We start from the raw sequence: 19,483 nt of genomic DNA, 5'->3' as shown, positions 1-19,483 counted from the left end.
TGGACCTGTGCAGCAGGCTTCATCGGCCACGCCCGTCGTCGGGCGGGACGCCGAACTCACGCGGCTCTCCGGCGTACTGGAGCGTGCCCGCGACGGCGAGGCCCGGGCCGTGTTGATCGCCGGGGACGCCGGTGTCGGCAAGACCCGGGTGCTCGACGAGGCCGGGCGGCACGCTGCCGCGACGGGCATGACCGTGGTCACCGGGCACTGCGTGGACCTCGGCGACGTCGGACTGCCCTACCTGCCGTTCACCGAGATCCTGGGGGTGCTCGCCGCCGACGAGCGGTTCTCGGACGCCCTGGCCGCCCACCCCGTGGTGGAACGGCTGCTGGGGGCCGGGACCGGCTCCGAGCGGGACGTGGACGGGCGGCTGCGGCTGTTCGAGGGGATGGCGGGACTCCTGGCCCAGGTCGCCGAGGTCGCGCCGCTGCTGCTCGTGCTGGAGGACCTGCACTGGGCCGATCAGTCGTCACGGGACCTGCTGCGGTTCCTGCTCGGCCGGGGTGTGCTGCGGCAGCGGCTCGCGGTGTTCGCCTCGTACCGGGCGGACGACCTGCACCGCCGGCACCCGCTGCGGCCGCTGCTGGCGGAGCTGATCCGGCTGCCCGTCGTGGAGCGGCTGGAGCTGCGGCCGCTGGCCGACTCCGAGGTGGACCGGCTGGTGCGGGCCCTGGAGCGCCGGCCGCTGCCCGACGCCACCGTGCGGCGCATCGTGGAGCGGGCCGAGGGAAACGCCTTCTACGCCGAGGAGTTGCTTGCCGCCACCGACACGGAGTCCGGCGGTGTGCCCAGCGGGCTCGCCAATGTGCTGCTGATCCGTTTCGAGCAGCTCTCCGAGACCGCCCAGCAGGTGCTGCGGACCGCGTCCGTGGCCGGGCGCCGGGTGGAGCACGACCTGCTGCGGCAAGCGGCCGGGCTGCCGGAGGCCGAGCTGGAGTCGGCGCTGCGGGAGGCGGTGGGGCGGCAACTGCTCGTCGCGGGGGACGACGACACGTACTCGTTCCGGCACGCCCTCGCCCGTGAGGCCGTCTACGCGGATCTGCTGCCCGGGGAGCGGGCGCGGCTGCACGGCGCGTTCGCGCGGCTGCTCGCCGGGCGCGGGCACCTCGCCGAGAGCGCCGCCGAGCGTGCCCACCACTACCGGGAGAGTCACGACCTCGCCGAGGCGCTGGCCGCGTCCCTGGAGGCCGCCGATCACGCCCAGCGGGTCGGTGCGCCCGCCGAGGAGCAGCGGCATCTCGAAGCGGCCCTGGACCTGTGGCCGGCGGTCGGCGCCGAGGCCCGGCCCTCCGGCGCGGGCACCGACCGGGCCACGCTGACGCTGCGGGCGTCGGCGGCGGCCGCGCACGCCGGGGAGCTGCACCGGGCGGTGTCCCTGGCCCGGTCCGCGCTGGCCGAGCTCGGCCAGGACGCCGACTCCGAACTCGCCGCGCGGGTGCGCTACACGCTCGCCGGGAACCTGCTGAGCGTGGACAGCCTGACGGCGGCGTTCGCCTACAGCAGTGAGGCGCTGGCGATGATCCCGGAGGATCCGCCGTCGCACACCTGGGTGTGGGCCGCTGCCACCCACGTCATGGCCGCACGTTACGTCGGGGAGAACGACACCGCGCTGAAGGTCGCCCGCCGGGCCCTGGACGTGGCCGAGCGGCTGAGGGTCACCGACGCCCAGGCCGACCTGCTGATCTCCCTGGCCGGCTTCGACAGCGGCGGGCGGCGCAGCCCGCGGGGGCGGGAACGGCTGCTCAAGGCCCGGGAACTGGCCGCGCGGTCGGGCAACGCGGCCGTGGAGCTGCGGGCCCTGTTCAACCTCGCCATGGGCTGTTACGAGAACGGCGACCTCGCGGAGTGCGTGCCCTGGCTGACGGAGGGCCTGGACCGGGCCCGGCGCGCCGGTCTGCTCTCGTCGCCGTATCCGCTGGAGATGCGCTACCTGCGGCTGCTGGTGCTGCACGTGCTGGGCCGCTGGGACGAGTGCGTGCGCGCCGCGGCCACCGATGCCGAGGTGCTCCCGGCCGCCGGCGGGTACACGGCCGGTCCCGCGCTGTACGTGGCGCTCGCACGGGGTGACCTCACGGCCGCCGACCGGGCGCGAGCCCTGCTGGAGGGGCCGTTCGACTGGATGGCAACCCTGGTCGCGGGCATCGTGCTCACCGACGCGGCGGCGCAGCGCCGGGACCCGCAGGACGCGGTGCGGTGGATGCGGGCCACGGTCACGGCCCTCACCGACGAGACGGGCACCCGCCCGGACGTCACGGTGCGGCTCGCCGCGCTGGCGCTGTCGGCGGTGGCCGACGCGGCCGTCGGACAGCGACTGGCCGGGGACGAGGCCGGGGCCCGCCACTGGACCGGCACCGCGACCGAACTGGTGGAACTGGCGCGGACCATGGCCACCCGCGACGACGGCACGCCGCAGGGCCCCGAGGGGCAGGCGTGGCTGGCCCGCGCCGAGGCCGAGTGGATCAGGGCCGCGGCGGGGCCGGACGCGACGGCCGCCTGGGAGAAGGTGGTGACGGCGTTCGGGTACGGCGACGTCTACGAGCGGGCGCGGTGCCGGCTGCGCTACGCCGAGGCCCTGTTGGCGGCCGGGCGCCGTGAGGACGCGGCGGCCGAGGCCCGGGCGGTCCGGGAGACCGCGGACCTCCTCGGCGCGACGCCGCTGCGGGAACGGGTGGACGCCTTGATCCGTCGCGGCCGGCTGTCGGACCGGCCGGGCGGCGACGCCCGGGCCGCCCTGCTCACCGCGCGCGAGCAGGACGTACTGCGGCTGCTCGCCCTGGGCCGCAGCAACCGCCAGATCGGCGAGGAGTTGTTCATCAGCGGCAAGACGGCGAGCGTGCACGTCTCCAACATCCTCGCCAAGGTGGGCGCGTCGAGCCGCGGCGAGGCCGTGGCGATCGCCCACCGCGAGGGACTCATCGCCCCGGAGCCGTCGACGTCGGGCTGACTAGCCGGTGCCGCAGTCGAGGGTCTTCGGATCGACGGCGGCGGCCAGCGCCCGCATCCCCTTGTCGTTGGGGTGCAGATGGTCGCCGCCGTCGAAGACGGGCCAGATCCGCTCGGGGGCGTCGGGGCTGCGCAGGACGCGGTCGAAGTCGGCGACCCCGTCGAACGCGCCGCTGTCGCGGATGAAGCGGTTGACCTGCCGGCGCACGGCTTCCCCGGCGGGGTCCCATTCCTGCCAGCCCTTGTAGGGGCCGATCGTGGCGCCGACGACGCACTTCCCCGCCGCGTGCGCCCGGTCGACCAGCCTGCGGTACCCGGCGATCAGCCCCGCCCCTGTGGCGCCGGGCTCGCCCTTGATGTCGTTGACGCCCTGGAAGAGGAACACCGTGCGCACGCCCGGCAGCGAGAGCGCGTCCCGCTGCAGACGGTTCAGCGCGCTCTGTCCTGGGCCGTCGAGCAGGACCCGGTTCCCGGCGATACCCGCGTTGGCCACCCCCTCGACCGTGGTTCCGGACGAGCGCAGGCGGCGGGCCAGGTAGTCGGGCCAGCGGTGGTTCCGGCCGGCCGTGGAACGCCGGCCGTCGGTGATGGAGTCGCCGAGGGCGACCACGGCACCCGTCTGCTTGCGGGGCCGTACGGTGACGGCGTCGAGGTAGGACCACGAGCCGGTCCGCCGCTTCCAGTGGGCGGCGCCCTCCTCCGCGGTGTGGTCGCCCTCGGTGGTGTACGACGTCTGCAGCGCCATCCAGTGTCCGGTGAGGGTGCCGCCGGCCCGGGCGACGTACAGGCTGACGGCGAGGGTGCGCCCGGCGGGGACGCGGACGGGCAGCGGATCGCTGTAGACGATGCCGCAGGCGGGGACGGTGACGGAGCGGGCGCCGCCGAAGGTGAGGCGCCGGTTGCTGCCGGGGACGAGTTCCGCTCCGTGCCGTCGCAGGCCCGCGTGGACGTTTCCGAACGTCACCGGCCGGTCGCCGAAGGCGTTCGAGAGCCGTACCCGCAGGCCGGTGCCGCCGACGCTGGTGTGCACCATCAGCCGGTAGCCGCGGCCGCCGGTCGCCGCGCCCATGTGGTGGGCCGAGGAGGCCCAGGTCACCACGCCGCGCCCGGACGCGGCCGGGGCGCTGGGCGTCGGGCCCGGCCCGTCCCCCGGGGGTACCGTGCCGGTCCCGCAGCCCAGCGCGACGCAGCAGGAGAGGGCGGCCAGGGCGGCACGGCAGCGGGGGCGTGCGGGGTGGGGCATCGTCGTCGGCGCTCCTTCGGCCGGTCGGTCGTGTGCGCGCGGGGTCACGGGGCCAGGCCCGCCACGGTAGTGGTGCGGCCGCCGACGCTGCGCGAGGAGGGCGGCGGCTCGGTGTGCGCCGGTCGCGACGGGAACTGCGTTTCGATCATGGCGACAGGAGTACCCAGGTCGGCGGACTCCGGTCTCGGTCAGGGAGTTTTCGGTACGCCGATCCCGTCGCCGCCCGGGGCGACTGCCGATTCCTCGGCGCGGTGTGGGGGTGGAGAGCGGCCAGGTCCCTCCGCGCGGTGGCCGGGGCGGGGGCCGCCGGATCCCCCCGCGCGGTCGTCGACTTGCCCCGGTTCGTCGCGGTGGGGGGAACCCTCCCGCCCCGGCGGCCGTTGTCCTGGCGACCGGAGCGCTCAGGGGGAGGGCAGGGCGGCACGATGGACGAGCTGGTTCCCGGGGGCAACCTGGTGCTTCCCGGCGGTGCGGTGCGCATCCGGGTGCCCGGGCCGTTCGACGTGTCGGCGCTGATCACCGACGAGGGCGGAAAGGTCCGGGGCGACGGCGACTTCGTCTTCTACAACCAGCCGTCGGCGCCGGGAGCACGCCTGACGGGTGACACGCTGACCGTGGACCCGCAGGGCCTGCGCAGCGGTGCCGACCGGGTCACCGTCGCCGTCAGCCCCGCCGAGCCCGGGACCGGTCTCGACCGCCTCCCCTCCCCCACGCTCCAGGTCGCCGACGCGCACGGCCGCCCGCTCGCCCGCTTCACCCCGCCACGCCCCCGGCAGGAGACGCTGCTGCTGCTCGCGGAGCTGTACCGACGCGGCGACCGCTGGAAGCTGCGCGCACTGGGCCAGGGGTACGCGGACGGACTGGCGGGCCTCGCCCGGGACTTCGGCGTCGACGTCACGGACGACGGCACACCGCCGGGCGATTCCCCGGGCGCTCCTTCCGCACCCGACCCTGACGGCTTTCTCGCCGCGGTCAACTCCGCCCGCACGTCCGCCGGTTCACCGCCCGTCGCCCTGGACGCCCGTCTCCTGGCGGCGGCCCGGGAGCACGCCGCCGCCATGGCCGCGGCCGGACGCCTCGGTGTCGAGACGCGCGACGGCGTCTCCGTCTACCAGCGTGTCACCGGCGCCGGGTTCGCGTACCTCACCCTCGGGGAGCACCTGGTGTCCGGCCCGCGCACGCCCGCCGAGTTCGTCGCGTACTGCCTGCGCACGGACGGGCCGCGGCGCACCCTGAACGACCCGGTGTTCACCCACGCCGGGCTGGCCCGGGTGTCCGACGGCCCCGGCGGCGACACCTACTGGACGGCGCTGTGGGCCAGGCCGTTCACGCCGGACGGGCTGGCCGGCACCGCGGCGGCCGTCATCGACCTGACCAACCGGGAACGTGCCCGGGCCGGGCTGCCCCCGCTGGCGGCCGACCCCTCGCTCACCGCGGCCGCGCAGGCGCACAGCGCGGACATGGTGGCCCGCGCGTTCTACGCGCACACCGCGCCCGACGGCAGCAGGCCCTGGGACCGGGCCGCCGCCGCGGGTTCGACCCGGCGTGCGGTCGGCGAGAACATCGCGTGCGGCCAGCGCTCCCCCGCCGCCGTCGTGGAGGGCTGGATGAACAGCCCCGGCCACCGGGCCAACATCCTCACCCCCGGCTTCACCCACATCGGCGTCGGCCTCGCGTGCGGTGGCCGAGCGGGCATGTACTGGACGCAGCTCCTCGGCGGTTGACTCCGGCGGCCACCCCGCCCAACCTCCCCGCCCGCGCGCGATCTTGGCGGAGGAAGACGCTCCGGGCGAGGATGCCTCCATGAAGGGTGACCTCTTTTCCAGTGAGCACATGGTGCAGCCGGCCGTAGCGCCGGGCATGACGGTCGAGAACGCCAAGTGCATCCGTTACACGGTGAACGGCGAGATGCTCGCCCGGCAGGGCGCGATGATCTCCTACCGCGGCAACCTCCAGTTCGAGCGCAAGGGCCAGGGCGTGGGCGGCATGCTCAAGCGCGCGGTCACCGGGGAGGGGCTGCCGCTGATGGCGGTGCGCGGGCAGGGCGAGGCCTGGTTCGCGCACGAGGCACAGAACTGTTTCATCGTCGACGTCGAACCCGGCGACGAGTTCACGGTGAACGGCCGCAATGTCCTGTGTTTCGACGCCACGTTGTCCTACCGCATCGCGACCGTGAAGGGCGCCGGGATCACCGGTGGCGGCCTGTTCAACAGTGTCTTCACCGGGCACGGCAGACTGGGCCTGGTGTGCGAGGGCAACCCGCTGGTCATCCCGGTCTCGCCGCAGTACCCGGTGTACGTCGACACGGACGCGATCGTCGGCTGGACGGCGGGTCTGCAGACCTCGCTGCACCGCTCCCAGTCCATCGGGTCGATGCTGCGCGGCGGCTCCGGCGAGGCCGTGCAACTGCTGCTCCAGGGCGAGGGGTACGTCGTCGTCCGGCCGAGCGAGGCGACTCCGCAGAAGGCCGGCCAGCACTGAACTCCTCCTCTGAGCCCTCGGTTTCACCGGAGCAGGAGCGGGCTCCACGGTGATCTGCGCCTCAGAGGCAACCCGGTCCGTTCGGCCGACGTCTTGATCGGCAACAGGTGATGCCCTGGCCCTCGCGGCCGGGGCAGTTCCCCATCCCTCTATACGCGACGTGTATACGCAATGTGTATACACGGTGCGCATAGGGGGGTGCACACGGACCGAAAGGCATCGATGTACGGCAAGGCATTCGCCCCGGAGTACCAGGGCGCGCTCACCACCCTGTCCGTCAATTCCTCCCTGACCGACGTCCTGGCCGCCGGAACCGAGCAGTTGAGGGCCGCCGAGCGCGCCGGACAGCCCGGCGAGGCGGCGCGTTCCGGACTCGCCGTGGCCGAGGCGCACCGCCGGCTGGGCCGGGTCGAGGAGGCGGACCGGGCCTGGAAGGCGAGTTACCGCGCGGCCCGGCAGGCCGGCGATGTCTCGGCGATGGCCTGGGCCCTGTGGAGCGGCGGCACGCTGGCCCGGCAGCGCGGCGCGCTCCCGCTGGCCAGAAGGCTGCTCCAGCTGGCGGCCGACCTGGGTGAGCGCGGCGGCGACATCGTCGCCCGCGGTTACTCGCTGGCGGGCCTGGCGGAGACCGGCCGCATCCAGGGCGACTACGAGGCCGTCGGCCGGCTGCACGAGCAGCTGCTGGCCGAGGCCCGGCGGCGCGGGGAGGCACGGCACACGGTGTGGGCGCTGGAGGGCATCGCGCAGATGCACCGCAACACCGGGCGCTACGACACGGCGTACGCCCTGTTCGAGGAGGCCGCCGAGATCGCCGCTCGCGCGGAGGACCGGCGCGGACACGCCTGGGCGCTGCGCGGGCTGGCCGATGTGGTGTCGGTCCGCGACGGGGACACCGAGCGGGCGCTGGAACTGCTGAGCGAGGCGGAGACGGCCTGCCGCGCGATGCGGCTGTCCAGCGCGCTGGCCTACAACCACAAGATGCGTGGCAACGTCCTGTACAGGGCGGGGCGTTACGCGCAGGCGCGCGAGCTGTACACGCAGGCCCTGGCGGAGTTCCGTGAGATGAGCGAGCCGCGCGGGGAGGCCCTGGCACGGCTGGGGCTCGCCAAGTCCTTGGCCCGGCTGGGCCGCGACCGCTCCGAGACGGCGGCCGAACTGGCCGATCTCGCGGGCGTTCTGGAGCGCATCGGTCTTCAGCACGCCCGCAGGATGGTGGCGCAGGCACACGAGGAACTCGGCATACCGGCGGCCGAGCGGGCGACGGAGGCGGCACGGTGACGGCGCTGCCGACGACGGTGGAGGCGTCCCGCCAGGCCGGTACGACCGGTACGACGGCACCGGCCGCCCCGTCCCCCGCCACGGGACGGGCGGCACGCCAGGGCGCGGTGGCACAGGCGCCCGCCACCGCCCTTCCGTCACGGCGGAGTGCGGCGCCGGTGACGGTAGGGGCGGCACGCCGGGGCGAGCCGAACGATCGCGTGGGCGACGCGGACGGCGTGCCCCGGGTCCTCGACCGCTGCCGCGCGCTGGTCCGGCCCGCCCTGGAAGAGGCCGTCGGCCGGATGCACCCGTGGGTCGGCGAGATGGCCGCCTACTCCTTCGGCTGGTGCGAGGTCGGCGGCGCCCCGGCCGCCGCCTCCGGCGGGAAGGGCGTACGCCAGGCCCTCGCGGTGCTCGGGGCGCAGGCGGCCGGGGCGCCGGAGCGGGCCGGGGTGGCGGCGGCCGTCGCGGTGGAGCTGGTGCACACCTTCTCCCTGCTGCACGACGACATCATGGACGGCGACGCGGACCGGCGACGCCGCCCTGCCGTCTGGAAGGCCTACGGCACGGGACCCGCGGTGCTCGCGGGTGACGCGCTGTTCGCACTGGCCGTCGAGACGCTCGCCGCGCAGCCGGGAGGTGCCGGGGCCGTGCGGACCCTGTCCGCGGCGCTGGGCGACCTGGTGCGCGGGCAGGCGGACGACCTGCTGTTCGCCGACCGTCCGTGGACCGGACCCGGGCGGGTGCGGCCCGGGGAGTACCGGGCGATGGCGGAGCACAAGACAGGCGCGCTGCTGGGGTGCGCGGCGGCGCTGGGGGCCGTGCTGGGCGGTGCCCGGCCCGAGACGGTCGCCGCGCTCGACCGGGTGGGCCGGCATCTGGGGATCGCGTTCCAGATCGTCGACGACGTGCTGGGCATCTGGGGGGATCCGGCCGTCACCGGCAAGCCGGTCCACGGTGATCTGCGTGAGCGCAAGAAGACCTACCCGGTCCTGGTGGCGCTCGGCTCCCCGTCGGGCGGCCGGCTCGCCGCGCTCCTGGAATCCGGCGACGCGCCGGGCACCGCGGCGGCGCTGATCGAGCAGGCGGGCGCCCGGGAGGCGGCCATGGCCGAGGCCCGCCGGCACATCACCGTCGTCGAGGCGGCCCTCGCCGACGTGCCGCCGGCCGCGGGGGCCACCGGCGAACTCCACGCGCTGCTGGACTATCTGCTGCGCCGCCACGCCTGAACGGAACGGGAACGGTGCCGCCCTCCGCACGGGACGGGCACGCGCCTCCTGTCGCTGTCGCGTTGACCTTGACCCCCTTCACGGGTCAGGGTCGACTCGGCGTGTTCCGCGACCCCGCGCCGGAAGGATGAAAGCGATGATCGGCATCTCGGAGATCGAAGCCGCGGCCGGGCGGATCGCCGGGCACGTCGTGCGCACCCCGACCGTCGACAGCCCGGGGCTCTCGGCCCTGCTCGGCGCCCCGGTCACCGCGAAGCTGGAACTGCTGCAGCGCACCGGCTCGTTCAAGGCGCGGGGCGCGACGGCGAAGCTGTTGTCGCTGAGCGAGGCCGAACGGGCCGCCGGGGTGGTGGCGGTCAGCGGCGGCAACCACGGGATCGCCGTCGCGGTGATGGCCGCGGCCCTCGATGTGAAGGCCACCGTGGTGATGCCGCGCTCGGCACCCGCCCGTGCCGTGGAGACGGCGGAGACGGCTGGTGCCTCGGTGCGGCTGACCGACGACATGGACGGCGCGTTCGCCCTCATGACGCGGCTCCAGCAGGAAGGGCTGACCCTCGTCCACCCCTTCGACGACCCGGTGGTGATCGCCGGACAGGGCACGGTCGGGCTCGAGTTCGCCGCCGACGCCGGCGAACTCACCGATGTACTCGTGAGCATCGGGGGCGGCGGACTGATCGCCGGTGTCGCCGCCGCGCTGCGGGCGCGCCGGCCCGGGGTGCGGGTGTGGGGTGTGGAGACCGAGGGCGCCCAGGCGATGTCCGAGGCGCTGGCGGCGGGCGGTCCGCTGCCCGTCGCCCTGTCGTCGATCGTGTCCACACTCAGCGCTCCGGCCGTGTCGCAGCTGACGTACGACCATGTCTCCGCCCTGGTCACGGAGGTGATCGTGGTCCCGGACCGGGACGCCGTGCAGGGCTCGCTCGACCTGGCCGACCACGCCAAGGTGTGGGCGGAACCGGCGGCGGGCTGTCTGCTGCCCGCCGCCCGTCAGGTCCTGGAACGGGTCGGCGACGGGGCCCGGCTCGGTCTGGTCGTGTGCGGGGGCAACGCGACGACGGGTGACATGTTCGCCTGGGCGCGTCGCTTCGGTCTGCGCTGAGATCCGGCCCCTCCCGTGGAATCCGGTCGGGGAATTCATCGGAGGGCTGGGAGTTCGGACGGTGTACACCTCCGCATTTACCGCCGGTTACCACCAGGCCGGGCCGGTCATTGCGAATGCGCGGGCGGCTGCGGCGAATTCCGGGCGCCGACGGTACCCCGGGCGGTCGAGGTCAAACGCGCCCCACCCTTTCGAAAGACCGCTTTTCTTCGCACACTTGCTCCCATCCCTTGAACAAAAGACAGGAACCGAGACGGAGTTGCGATCGTATTGAACGCGGGCCGCCCCACTCCCCGTACCTCTGGAAAAGGTGAGAGCCAGGTTTCCAGCGAGGGATGGCCATGGGCAGGGCGCACGTCTCCACACACCAGTTGGTCGCCGGCCGGTACCGGCTGCTCGAGATCATCCAGCGCGAGACCAACCGCATCTGCTGGTACGCCGAGGACACCGGAGCCGGCGAGATCTCCCGCCCGTGCCTCGTGACCCAGATCGGGCTTCCGGAGGATGCGCGCGAACCCGAGCGCCGGGCCGCCGCCCGTCTGCTGCGCACCTGCGAGAACATGGCGCTGCTGTGCCCCGGCCGGATCGCCGCGGTCGTCGACGCCGTGGTGGAGGCCGGTGTCCTGTGGACGGTCAACGAGTGGATCGACGGCACCCCGCTCGGCGAACTCCTCACGGAGCAGGGCACGTTCAACTACGTGCGGGCGGCGCGGATCGGCCTCGGGCTGCTCGACGTGCTGGACGCCGCGCACGCCGAGGGCATCACGCACGGCGAGCTGAGCCCCGGCCAGGTGTTCGTGCGTGAGGACCACTCGGTCGTCGTCACCGGCTTCGGTCTGGCCGGCGCGACCCTCGCCCCCCGGCTCACGGCGCCCGCGTACGCTTCCCCGGAACAGGCGCGCGACCAGCGCATCGGCCCCGCGGCCGACCTGTGGGCCCTGGGCGCGATCCTGTACACGATGGTCGAGGGGCGTCCGCCCTTCCGGGACCGGGGGCGTCCGGAGAACACCCTGAAGGGTGTGGACCGGCTGCCGCTGCGGACGCCGGTGCGCGCCGGGCCGCTCACCCGGGTCGTGCAGGGGCTGTTGCGCAAGGACTCACGGGAGCGGCTGACCCGCCCGGTGGTGCGCGAGGCGCTGACCCGCGCGCTCAGCGAGGACCCCGAGGCGGCCCTGGGGGCGGCACCGGCCCCCCGGCTGCGTGGCGCCTACGCGGCGATGCGGCCAGCGAACCCGGCGTGGAGCAGACGGACCGTAGTGGCGGGAACGGCCCTGGCCGTCGTCACCGTCGCGGCCGCCGTGCTCGTGGCCACCCAGGGGCTGCCCGGCACGGACGGCGGCAGTGACGCGGCGCAGTCACCCGCCCGTCCGCCGGCCTCCGCCGCCACCCCGGGCGAGGGCACCGGCGGCGACGGCGGTGAGCCCTCCGGGGCACCCAGCCCGCCCCCCTCCCCTGCTCCGACTCCCACCCCGTCGTCCCCCGCGCCGAAGCCCACGCCCCCACCCACGCCCACCCGGCCCCCCTCGGCCCCGGCCACGGCGCTGCCGCCCGGCTTCCAGCGCTACCGGGCCGCGGAGGGCTTCTCCGTCGCGCTCCCCGAGGGCTTCGAGCGGCTGGACACCGACCGCCAGGGCGATGTGGCCTACCGGGTCGTCTTCGGCGCCGCGGGGGACCACCGGACGCTGGCGGTCACCTTCAGCGCCCGGGTCGGCCCGGACCCGGTGGCCGTGTGGCGGGACGACGTCGAACCGCACCTCAAACGGGAGGACGGCTACGACCGGATCGGTGCCATCCGTGCGACGACCTACCAAGGGCGCGAGGCCGCCGACATGGAGTGGACCGCGGTGGTCGACGGCACCCGGGTGCACACCTACGGCCGGGGCTTCCTGCTCGGCGGGGGGCGCAGTTTCTCGCTGCGCTGGACGACCCCCGACGCCGACTGGGACGACACCGCCAACCAGGAGGCCCTGCGTGCCTTCTTCCGGACCTTCCGGCCCGGCTCAGACTGAGTCGCGCGGGGCACGCAGAAAGATGAACCGGCCGCCGTGCAGCGGCTGGGTGCGCCAGCGCGCGGTGAGTGTCCCGTCCGCCAGGGAGCAGGTCAGTGCCAGACGGTGCGGGGTCTCCAGGAACACCACCTCCACGGTCAGCGTGCCAGGCCCGGTCCAGCCGCCGGTCACGGCGATGGGGACGGGTTCCTCGGCGAGCGTCCACCCCTCCCCCGCCAGGCGCAGGTCCAGCCGGTCCGGGCGGTCCGGTCGGTCCGCCGGCCCGGTGAGCGTGATGGTCCAGCCGTCCCGGTCCCGGGCGAGCCGGGCCGACCGCACCGGCCCGCCCGTCCCGCGGGGCGTGAAGTGCGCGGCCGCCCAGTCCTGGTCCCCTTCCGGGGGCACGGGGCGGCCCGGGGCGGGCGGCAGCGCGAGCCGGGCGAGGCGCTCCCGCAGTTCCGCGTCAGCGGCCTCCCGGCCGGTCAGCGGCTCGGGTCCGAAGGCGGGCAGCAGGTGCTCCCAGACCAGGTTCAGATACTCCTGCATCCGCTCGGTCGCCGCGGTCGCCGCGACCACGGCGTCGTGCTCCGGGAGCACCAGGCAGAACTGACCGAACGCGCCGTCCCCGCGGTAGCCGTGCCGGGACGTCCAGAACTGGTAGCCGTACCCCTGGTCCCAGTCCTGCCGGTCCGTGTCCCCCATGGCTCCGGCGGTCGCCGTCCTTGGCCGGGAGGCCCGGGCCGCCCAGCCCTGCGGCAGCAGCCGCCGGCCCTCCCAGAGCCCGTCGCCCAGATACAGCTGTCCGAGCCGTGCGACGGCGTCGGTCGTGGCGTGCAGTCCGCTGAAGCCGAGCTCGCGGCCGGTGCGGTCCCGCAGCCAGGCCACCTCGCCGATGCCCAGCGGGTCCAGCAGCCGGGGCCGCAGATACGCGGTGAGCGACTGCCCGGTCACCCGCTGGACGATCGCGGCGAGCGTGTAGGTGGTGGGCTGGTTGTAGGCGAAGACGGTGCCGGGATCCGCGTCCGGCGGCAGCAGCAGGAACCCTCGGACGGGCTCGGCGGGGTCGCGCCCGTAGGCCTCGTCGACGGTCTCGCGCCGGTGGCCGCTGGCCATGGACGCCACGTGCCGGACGAGCATGGCCCGGCTGCGCGGGTCGGTGATGTCGGCCTCGAACTCCGGGAAGTACGAGATCACCGGCGCGTCGAAGTCGAGCAGTCCCTCGGCCTCGGCGAGGGCGGCGGCGGTCCCGGTGAAGCTCTTGCTGAGCGAGTACAGCAGCTGGGGGCGCTCGGCGGTGTACGGCGCCCACCACCCGGAGGCGACCAGATGCCCGTGCCGCATGATCATCAGGCTGTGGGGCTCGATCTCGGGGGCGGCTTCGAGGGCGTCGAGGAGGGCGTGGACACCGGAGGCGTCGACGCCCTGGGCGGCGGGCCGGGACGTCGGCAGGGCGGAGGCACTCATGGACGCATCCTGCACCCGCTCGGCGACCTTGATCGACCCGTTTCCGCGAGCGCGGTCAGGGGACTCGCCGGTTATGGTGCAAATCGGATACACGATGATGACCGAACAGGCCGGCCCCCGAGAGCTCGTCGACCACGTGGTGCGGGCCGAGGAGGCGGGCTTCGACTTCTCGGTGACCTCCGACCACTACTTCCCGTGGCTGCGCTCGCAGGGTCATTCGCCGTACGCGTGGGCTGTGCTCGGCGCGGCCGCCCAGGCCACGTCACGTATCCCGCTGATGACGTACGTGACGTGCCCGACGTTCCGCTACCACCCCGCGGTGGTGGCGCAGAAGGCGGCGACCCTGCAGTTGCTGTCCGAGGGCCGGTTCCGGCTGGGGCTGGGCTCGGGCGAGAACCTCAACGAGCACGTGGTGGGCGGCGGCTGGCCGTCCGTCGATGTGCGTCACGAGATGTTCGAGGAGGCCGTAGAGATCATCCGCGCCCTCTTCCAGGGCGGCCACGTGAACCATCGCGGCACGCACTTCGACGTGGAGTCGGCCCGGCTGTGGGACCTGCCGGACGAGGCGCCGCCCATCGGCATCGCCGTCTCCGGGGAGCGGTCGTGCGAGCTCGCGGGTCGGCTGGGCGACCTGGTGATCGCCACGGAGCCCAAGGCCGGGCTGCTGGAGGCGTTCGACCGGCACGGCGGGCAGGGCAAGCCCCGGGTCGGCCAGCTGCCGGTCTGCTTCGACCCCGACCGGGACGCGGCCGTCAAGCGGGCGCACGAGCAGTTCCGCTGGTTCGCGAGCGGCTGGAAGGTCAACTCGGAGCTGCCGCACCCGGATTCCTTCGAGGCCGCGACGCAGTTCGTCACACCGGACGACGTCGCCGACTCCATCCCGTGCGGCGACGACCCGGACGCCTTCGTCGAGGCCGTCCGCCCCTACGCCGAGGCCGGGTTCACCGAGATCGCCCTCGTCCAGATCGGCGGGGACTCGCAGCCGGCGTATCTGGACTGGTCGGAGAAGACCCTGCTGCCCGCGCTGCGCGACGCGTTCGGCTGAAACACGCGGCCGGACCGACCCCACCGCCCGCTCGTCCCGTTGAGCCCTCCGCCCCGCGGGGGGCTCTCCTCATGAACGCGCTCGCCCCCCTTGGCCCTGCTCGGCCGTGGGCGCGACCCGGTCGACGGAGCGGCAGCGGGAGACACCGGCCGGCACCCGCTCTGCGGAGTGCGCCCGCTCGCGGGCGGGGCAGCGGGCGATCCGGTCGCAGCGGTCGGGGCACACCGGTCGGTCGAGGGCGGCGCCCCCCCGGCCGCCGACCGTGCCGTGCCGGCTCGGCCGTCCCCGCCACGAGCGGTTCCCGGACGGGCCGTGCGGGTGGTGAAGGGCGAGGTCAGCGGGTGCCGCTAGGCTTCCGTCCGCACTTCGTGCAGTCCGATCTGCCCCGCCCCAGGAGAGTCGTCCGTGACCGTTGCCCTCACCCCGCCCGAGACGTCCCCCGCCGCTCCGGCGCCCCTGTCCGACCTGGTCGCGCGGGACGCGCGCGAGTTCGGCGCGTACGCCCGGACCGGAGGGTGGGCCTTCGGCCTGAAGGTGGCGCGCAGTGTGCGGCCCGGCGGACAGGGCGCCGACGAGACGCCGAAGGTCTCCGCGAAGGAGTTCGCGGAGCTCGCCGGCTGCTCCCCGGAGCGGGTCATGCGCTACTACAAGGCCTGGGACCGGGCGGCCGACGACGGGATGGTCCCGCACTTCGAGGCCCTGACACCGGGTCAGGAGGTGGACCTGCCGGACGCCGACGTGTGGCTGAGCTACTACGTCTCCCGCAACAGCGCCACCTCCGAGCGCGGCACCGCCATCACCGAGGCCGCCGAGGCGGAGGGCATCCGGCCCACGAAGGCCCTGGAGGTCGCGGAGAACCCCACCGCCCTGCGCGCGGCGATCCTCGCCGACCCCTCCACCGCCCGCGCGGCCCGCCAGGCCCTGCTGGACCGCGTCCGCGAGGACCCCGGCCTCCAGTCGGAGCTGGCCCGGGACGTGGTGCGCACCGATGAGCTGAAGAAGGCCGTCGCCGGGGAGAGCAGGGCGGCCGACCGGATCGGGTACGTGCGCCAGATCGCCGAGTCGGGGCAGATCAAGACGCCCGCCGGGCAGACCGTCGAGGCTCCCGCCGACCTGCGTCAGGAGGCCGAGCGGCACCTGTCGCTCCTCGACGAGCTGGACGAGGGCGAGGACGCCGGCGAGTGGGCCGCCGAGGCGTACGACACGATGAAGTCCCTCGTCGTCGAGGCCGTGGAGGCCGACCCCGGGCTGCGGGTGCGGGAGCGGCGCACGAAGTTCTACAGCAGCCTGCAGAAGGCCACCAAGGTGTTCGAGGAGCTGACCTTCGACGACGCCGGGGAGTTCTACGAGGACGACATGGTGCAGCGTCTGGAGGAGCTCCAGCGGGCCGTCTCGGTCTGCATCGAGTCGCTGCGCGGTGCCCGCGGGAATCACCCGGCCGGCTGAGCATTTCGAAGAAATCGGGGGTACTAGAGGGCTCTACGTCGGTTCTTCCCGGAGGCCCCCTCGTGAACTCGTTCGTCCACAAGACCCTGGTGGTGCAGCTCCAGGCGGGCGACACGGACCGTTTCTCCGTGCTCGCCCACCTGAGCTACGACGCCGCGGACCCGTTCGCCGTCACCGTGGTCTTCAGCCACGACGGCCGCGTTCTCGCGCGGTGGCAGCTGGACCGGGAGATGCTCGGTGACGCGCTGCGGCGCCCGGTCGGGGTGGGCGACGTGCGGATGCGCCCGGAGTCGCGGGGCATGTGGCGTGAGCTGCGCATGGAGTTCCTGGGCGACGCCCGTGCCGACGGCGGGCGGCACCACGCGGTGGTGTACGCGTGGGCACCGGGGTTCGCCGCTTTCCTGCGGGACACCTACGACGTGGTGCCGCAGGGCTGCGAGGAAGTCCACGTCGACGACTTCCTGGCGGACATCCTCGCCGGGAGCTGACGCCGGGGCCGGTCTGAGTAGGCGTACTCATGCCGAAGGCCCGGCCCCGCCTGGACGATGGGCTGCCCCGGAAGGAGCCCGCCATGTCCGCAGTGTCCGACGTACGTCCCGGTTCCCGGCCGTCGCTGCCCGCCGTCCTCGCCTGGGGCGTGCTCGCGGTGCTGGCCCTGTCCGGCTGGGATCCGCACGACCACACGACCTGGTTCCTCGAGGTCGTGTGGGTGCTCGTGGGCCTGCCGCTCCTGGTCCTGCTCGGGCGGCGCCGGCCGATGACGCCCCTGCTGTACTGCCTGCTGGCCGCCCACGCCATGGTGCTGATGGTGGGCGGCCATTACACGTACGCCGAGGTGCCGCTCGGCGACTGGGTCCGGGACGCCTTCGGCCTGGACCGCAACCCCTACGACCGGCTGGGCCACTTGACGCAGGGCTTCGTCCCGGCCGTGCTGGTGCGCGAGCTGCTGGTGCGCACCTCGCCGCTGCGCGGCAGCCGCTGGCTCGCGCCGCTGACCGTCTGCGCCTGCCTGGCCTTCAGTGCCGTCTTCGAGATGCTGGAGTGGGCGGCCGCCGTGGCCGGGGGGCACGCGGCGGACGCCTTCCTGGCCACGCAGGGCGATGTGTGGGACACCCAGTGGGACATGTTCTGCGCGCTGATCGGCGCGACCCTGTCGCTGCTGCTGCTCAGCCGGGTGCACGACCGGCAGCTGGCGCGGGTGCCGTCACCTCGACGTGTAACGGTACCTGGTCCACAGGGGCAGGACGAACCAGCACAGCAGATACCAGCCGACCACTCCGGCGACCAGGTAGGGCACAAAACCGTCGTGCGTCGCCACCCGCAGGATGAGCAGCAGTGAGGCCGTCGTCGTGGCGAGCAGCAGCACCAGGCCGAGCAGGGTGAGGCGGGAGGCCAGCCGCACCGCCTGGGGCTTGACGCGCCGGCCGGAGACGAGGCGGTGCAGGGACACCGGGCCGATCAGCGCCCCCGTCGCGCAGGCGCCCAGGACGACCGTCACCAGGTAGATCGTCTGGTCGGTGCCGGAGAGTTCCGCGTACTTCTCGGTGAACACCACGGTGAGCAGGAAGCCGAACAGGATCTGCACACCCATCTGGGCCACGCGGACCTCCTGGATGAGCTCCTGCCACATCCGGTCCGCTCTCTCGTCCTCCGTCTCGTTGCGCCCCCGGCGCATGGCCCCTCCCTCTGACGCGTCCGCCACTGTTCCTCCTCCTGATGTGAATCCGAGCCGTGAACCTGAGCCGTGCCCCTGGCTCCTCTTGCCCGGGTTCCCCGGAACGACTCGTCGTCCCGGGGCTCGCGGCGGTTTGAGCGATCACGTGACGGTTACACGGACGGCGCGAACGACGCAGATTTCTAGGAGGTCGTGGACGTATGTCCGGTACGCAGCTCACCGTGACGCTCAGCGGCGGAGGCGCCGACGACGCACGAGCGGTCGTCCGCGCCCTGGAAGGCACGTTCGGGGCGCCGGACGAGCGCCCGGCCGGCGGGAACGCGACGGTGCACACGGCGACCTTCGACGGCGAGGCCCAGGCGGGCGCCTCCGACGGCGGTGCTCAAGGGGCCGGGCGGCTGTCCGCGCCGGTGACCGTCACCGTGCAGGGCAGCCCGGAGGCCGTGCAGCGGGCGAGCGACACCCTGACCCGGGCGTTCACGGCCCGCGACGACGGTGCCGCCTCCGGCGACCAGGAGCAGGAGAGGCAGCTGCTCCTGGAGCCGTGAGCGGGGCGGATCGTCACCAGCGGCCTTCGACCTGCTCCTTGATCCGGCGGTCGTAGAGGTCGCGGATCGCCGTCAGCGTCCCGCCGGGCAGCTCCGGGAGGCGGGCGGCGGCCGCGTTGGCGCGGGCCTGCTCGGGTGAGCGCGCCCCGGGGATCACGGTGGTGACGCCCGGCTGCTCGACGATCCAGCGCAGGGCCAGCTGGGCGGGGGTGTATCCCTCGGGGGCGAGCTCCGCGAACTCGGCGGCCGCCTCCACACCGGTGGCGTAGTCGACGCCGGAGAAAGTCTCGCCCACGTCGAAGGCCTCGCCGTGCCGGTTGTAGGCGCGGTGGTCGTTGTCCGGGAAGACGGTGTCCCGGGTGTACTTGCCCGAGAGCAGGCCGGAGGCCAGCGGGACTCGGGCGATGATGCCGACACCCGCCGCGCGGGCGGCCGGGAGCACCTGGTACAGAGGCTTCATGCGGAACGGGTTGAGGATGATCTGCACGCTCGCGACGTTCGGCCGGGCGATCGCGGTGAGCGCCTCCTCGCAGGTCTCGACGCTGACGCCGTAGGCGGCGACGCGCTCCTCCTCGACCAGGGTGTCCAGGGCGTCGAAGACCTCGTCCGTGGAGTAGACGGGCGTCGGCGGGCAGTGCAGCTGCACGAGGTCGATCCGGTCGACGCCGAGGTTGCGCCGGGAGCGGTCGTTCCAGGCGCGGAAGTTGTCGAGCACGTAGTTCCCGGGGATCTGGTCGACCCGGCGGCCCATCTTCGTGGCGACCATGACGTGCAGGTCCGGGCGGCCGCTGAGGAACGCGGCGATGGTCTGCTCGCTGCGGCCGTCGCCGTACACGTCGGCGGTGTCGAAGAAGGTGACCCCGGACTCGGCCGCGGCCTCCAGTACCGAGAGGGCTTCCTTGTCGTCGACGTCTCCCCAGTCGGCACCCAGCTGCCAGGTGCCCAGACCGATGACGGAGGCGTGCTGACCCGACCTGTCGAATGTGCGCTCGTCCATGGGCGTCAGTCTGTCATCCGTCACGATGCTGCGTGGAACAGGTTGCTCCGGACTGCCGCCCCTGCCGA

At 74.0% G+C, this 19,483-nt stretch carries 15 protein-coding genes and 1 pseudogene; 12 read left to right on the top strand and 4 right to left on the bottom strand.

From position 1 onward, the window contains the following. Positions 1-7 precede the first annotated feature (7 nt). Positions 8-2,944, top strand: coding sequence for a helix-turn-helix transcriptional regulator (locus tag AC0665_RS35650; RefSeq protein ID WP_478706616.1), 2,937 nt, complete (start codon positions 8-10; stop codon positions 2,942-2,944). Here AC0665_RS35650 and AC0665_RS35645 read toward each other — a convergent pair whose 3' ends face one another. After that, a complete protein-coding gene (locus AC0665_RS35645; RefSeq protein ID WP_478706615.1) occupies positions 2,945-4,186 on the bottom strand; it encodes an SGNH/GDSL hydrolase family protein in 1,242 nt (413 codons plus the stop codon). Between the two features lie 425 nt (positions 4,187-4,611). Between AC0665_RS35645 and AC0665_RS35640 the strand changes: the two genes are divergently transcribed. The 6 genes from AC0665_RS35640 (at position 4,612) to AC0665_RS35615 (ending at position 12,261) form a co-directional block, all read left to right on the top strand. Continuing rightward, on the top strand, positions 4,612-5,910 hold the full coding sequence (locus AC0665_RS35640; RefSeq protein ID WP_478706614.1) for a CAP domain-containing protein: 1,299 nt from the start codon (positions 4,612-4,614) through the stop codon (positions 5,908-5,910). Positions 5,911-5,989: 79 nt separating this feature from the next. Then, complete coding sequence (locus tag AC0665_RS35635; protein ID WP_366053574.1) at positions 5,990-6,667, top strand: AIM24 family protein; 678 nt, start codon at positions 5,990-5,992, stop codon at positions 6,665-6,667. Between the two features lie 222 nt (positions 6,668-6,889). Beyond that, entirely contained in the window at positions 6,890-7,945 is a 1,056-nt protein-coding gene (locus AC0665_RS35630) for a tetratricopeptide repeat protein (RefSeq protein ID WP_478706613.1), read from the top strand. 200 nt (positions 7,946-8,145) lie between these two features. Next, positions 8,146-9,156, top strand: coding sequence for a polyprenyl synthetase family protein (locus tag AC0665_RS35625; protein WP_478706632.1), 1,011 nt, complete (start codon positions 8,146-8,148; stop codon positions 9,154-9,156). A gap of 136 nt (positions 9,157-9,292) precedes the next feature. After that, complete coding sequence (locus AC0665_RS35620; protein WP_468639148.1) at positions 9,293-10,252, top strand: threonine/serine dehydratase; 960 nt, start codon at positions 9,293-9,295, stop codon at positions 10,250-10,252. Between the two features lie 341 nt (positions 10,253-10,593). Then, positions 10,594-12,261, top strand: coding sequence for a serine/threonine protein kinase (locus AC0665_RS35615; RefSeq protein WP_468639147.1), 1,668 nt, complete (start codon positions 10,594-10,596; stop codon positions 12,259-12,261). On the opposite strand, the gene AC0665_RS35610 is transcribed toward AC0665_RS35615, so the two are convergent. Further along, entirely contained in the window at positions 12,253-13,704 is a 1,452-nt protein-coding gene (locus AC0665_RS35610) for a serine hydrolase domain-containing protein (protein ID WP_478706612.1), read from the bottom strand. The genes AC0665_RS35615 and AC0665_RS35610 overlap by 9 nt on opposite strands. A 73-nt stretch (positions 13,705-13,777) precedes the next feature. On the opposite strand from AC0665_RS35610, the gene AC0665_RS35605 reads away from it, so the two are divergent. From AC0665_RS35605 to AC0665_RS35590, 4 genes and pseudogenes are all read left to right on the top strand, one after another. Continuing rightward, positions 13,778-14,749: an LLM class F420-dependent oxidoreductase gene (locus AC0665_RS35605; protein WP_468406227.1), complete on the top strand. Its 972-nt coding sequence runs from the start codon at positions 13,778-13,780 to the stop codon at positions 14,747-14,749. A gap of 405 nt (positions 14,750-15,154) precedes the next feature. After that, the gene (locus AC0665_RS35600; protein ID WP_478610618.1) at positions 15,155-16,195 is read left to right on the top strand and encodes a hypothetical protein; all 1,041 of its coding nucleotides are present in this window, start codon (positions 15,155-15,157) and stop codon (positions 16,193-16,195) included. 62 nt (positions 16,196-16,257) lie between these two features. Then, on the top strand, positions 16,258-16,683 hold the full coding sequence (locus AC0665_RS35595) for an SsgA family sporulation/cell division regulator (RefSeq protein ID WP_366053583.1): 426 nt from the start codon (positions 16,258-16,260) through the stop codon (positions 16,681-16,683). Between the two features lie 83 nt (positions 16,684-16,766). Next, positions 16,767-17,396: pseudogene (locus AC0665_RS35590) on the top strand (DUF2238 domain-containing protein); the annotation flags it as partial. Positions 17,397-17,399: 3 nt separating this feature from the next. On the opposite strand, the gene AC0665_RS35585 reads toward AC0665_RS35590, so the two are convergent. After that, positions 17,400-17,870, bottom strand: coding sequence for a DUF6328 family protein (locus AC0665_RS35585; protein WP_478706611.1), 471 nt, complete (start codon positions 17,868-17,870; stop codon positions 17,400-17,402). Between the two features lie 200 nt (positions 17,871-18,070). Here AC0665_RS35585 and AC0665_RS35580 point away from each other — a divergent pair, with 200 nt between their 5' ends. Continuing rightward, entirely contained in the window at positions 18,071-18,418 is a 348-nt protein-coding gene (locus AC0665_RS35580; protein ID WP_468406220.1) for a hypothetical protein, read from the top strand. Positions 18,419-18,431: 13 nt separating this feature from the next. Here AC0665_RS35580 and AC0665_RS35575 read toward each other — a convergent pair whose 3' ends face one another. Next, the gene (locus tag AC0665_RS35575; protein WP_478706610.1) at positions 18,432-19,415 is read right to left on the bottom strand and encodes an aldo/keto reductase; all 984 of its coding nucleotides are present in this window, start codon (positions 19,413-19,415) and stop codon (positions 18,432-18,434) included. Between the last annotated feature and the right edge of the window lie 68 nt (positions 19,416-19,483).

Source organism: Streptomyces sp. NPDC043685 (assembly GCF_056436585.1).
This window is presented reverse-complemented; position numbering and strand designations above follow the sequence as displayed.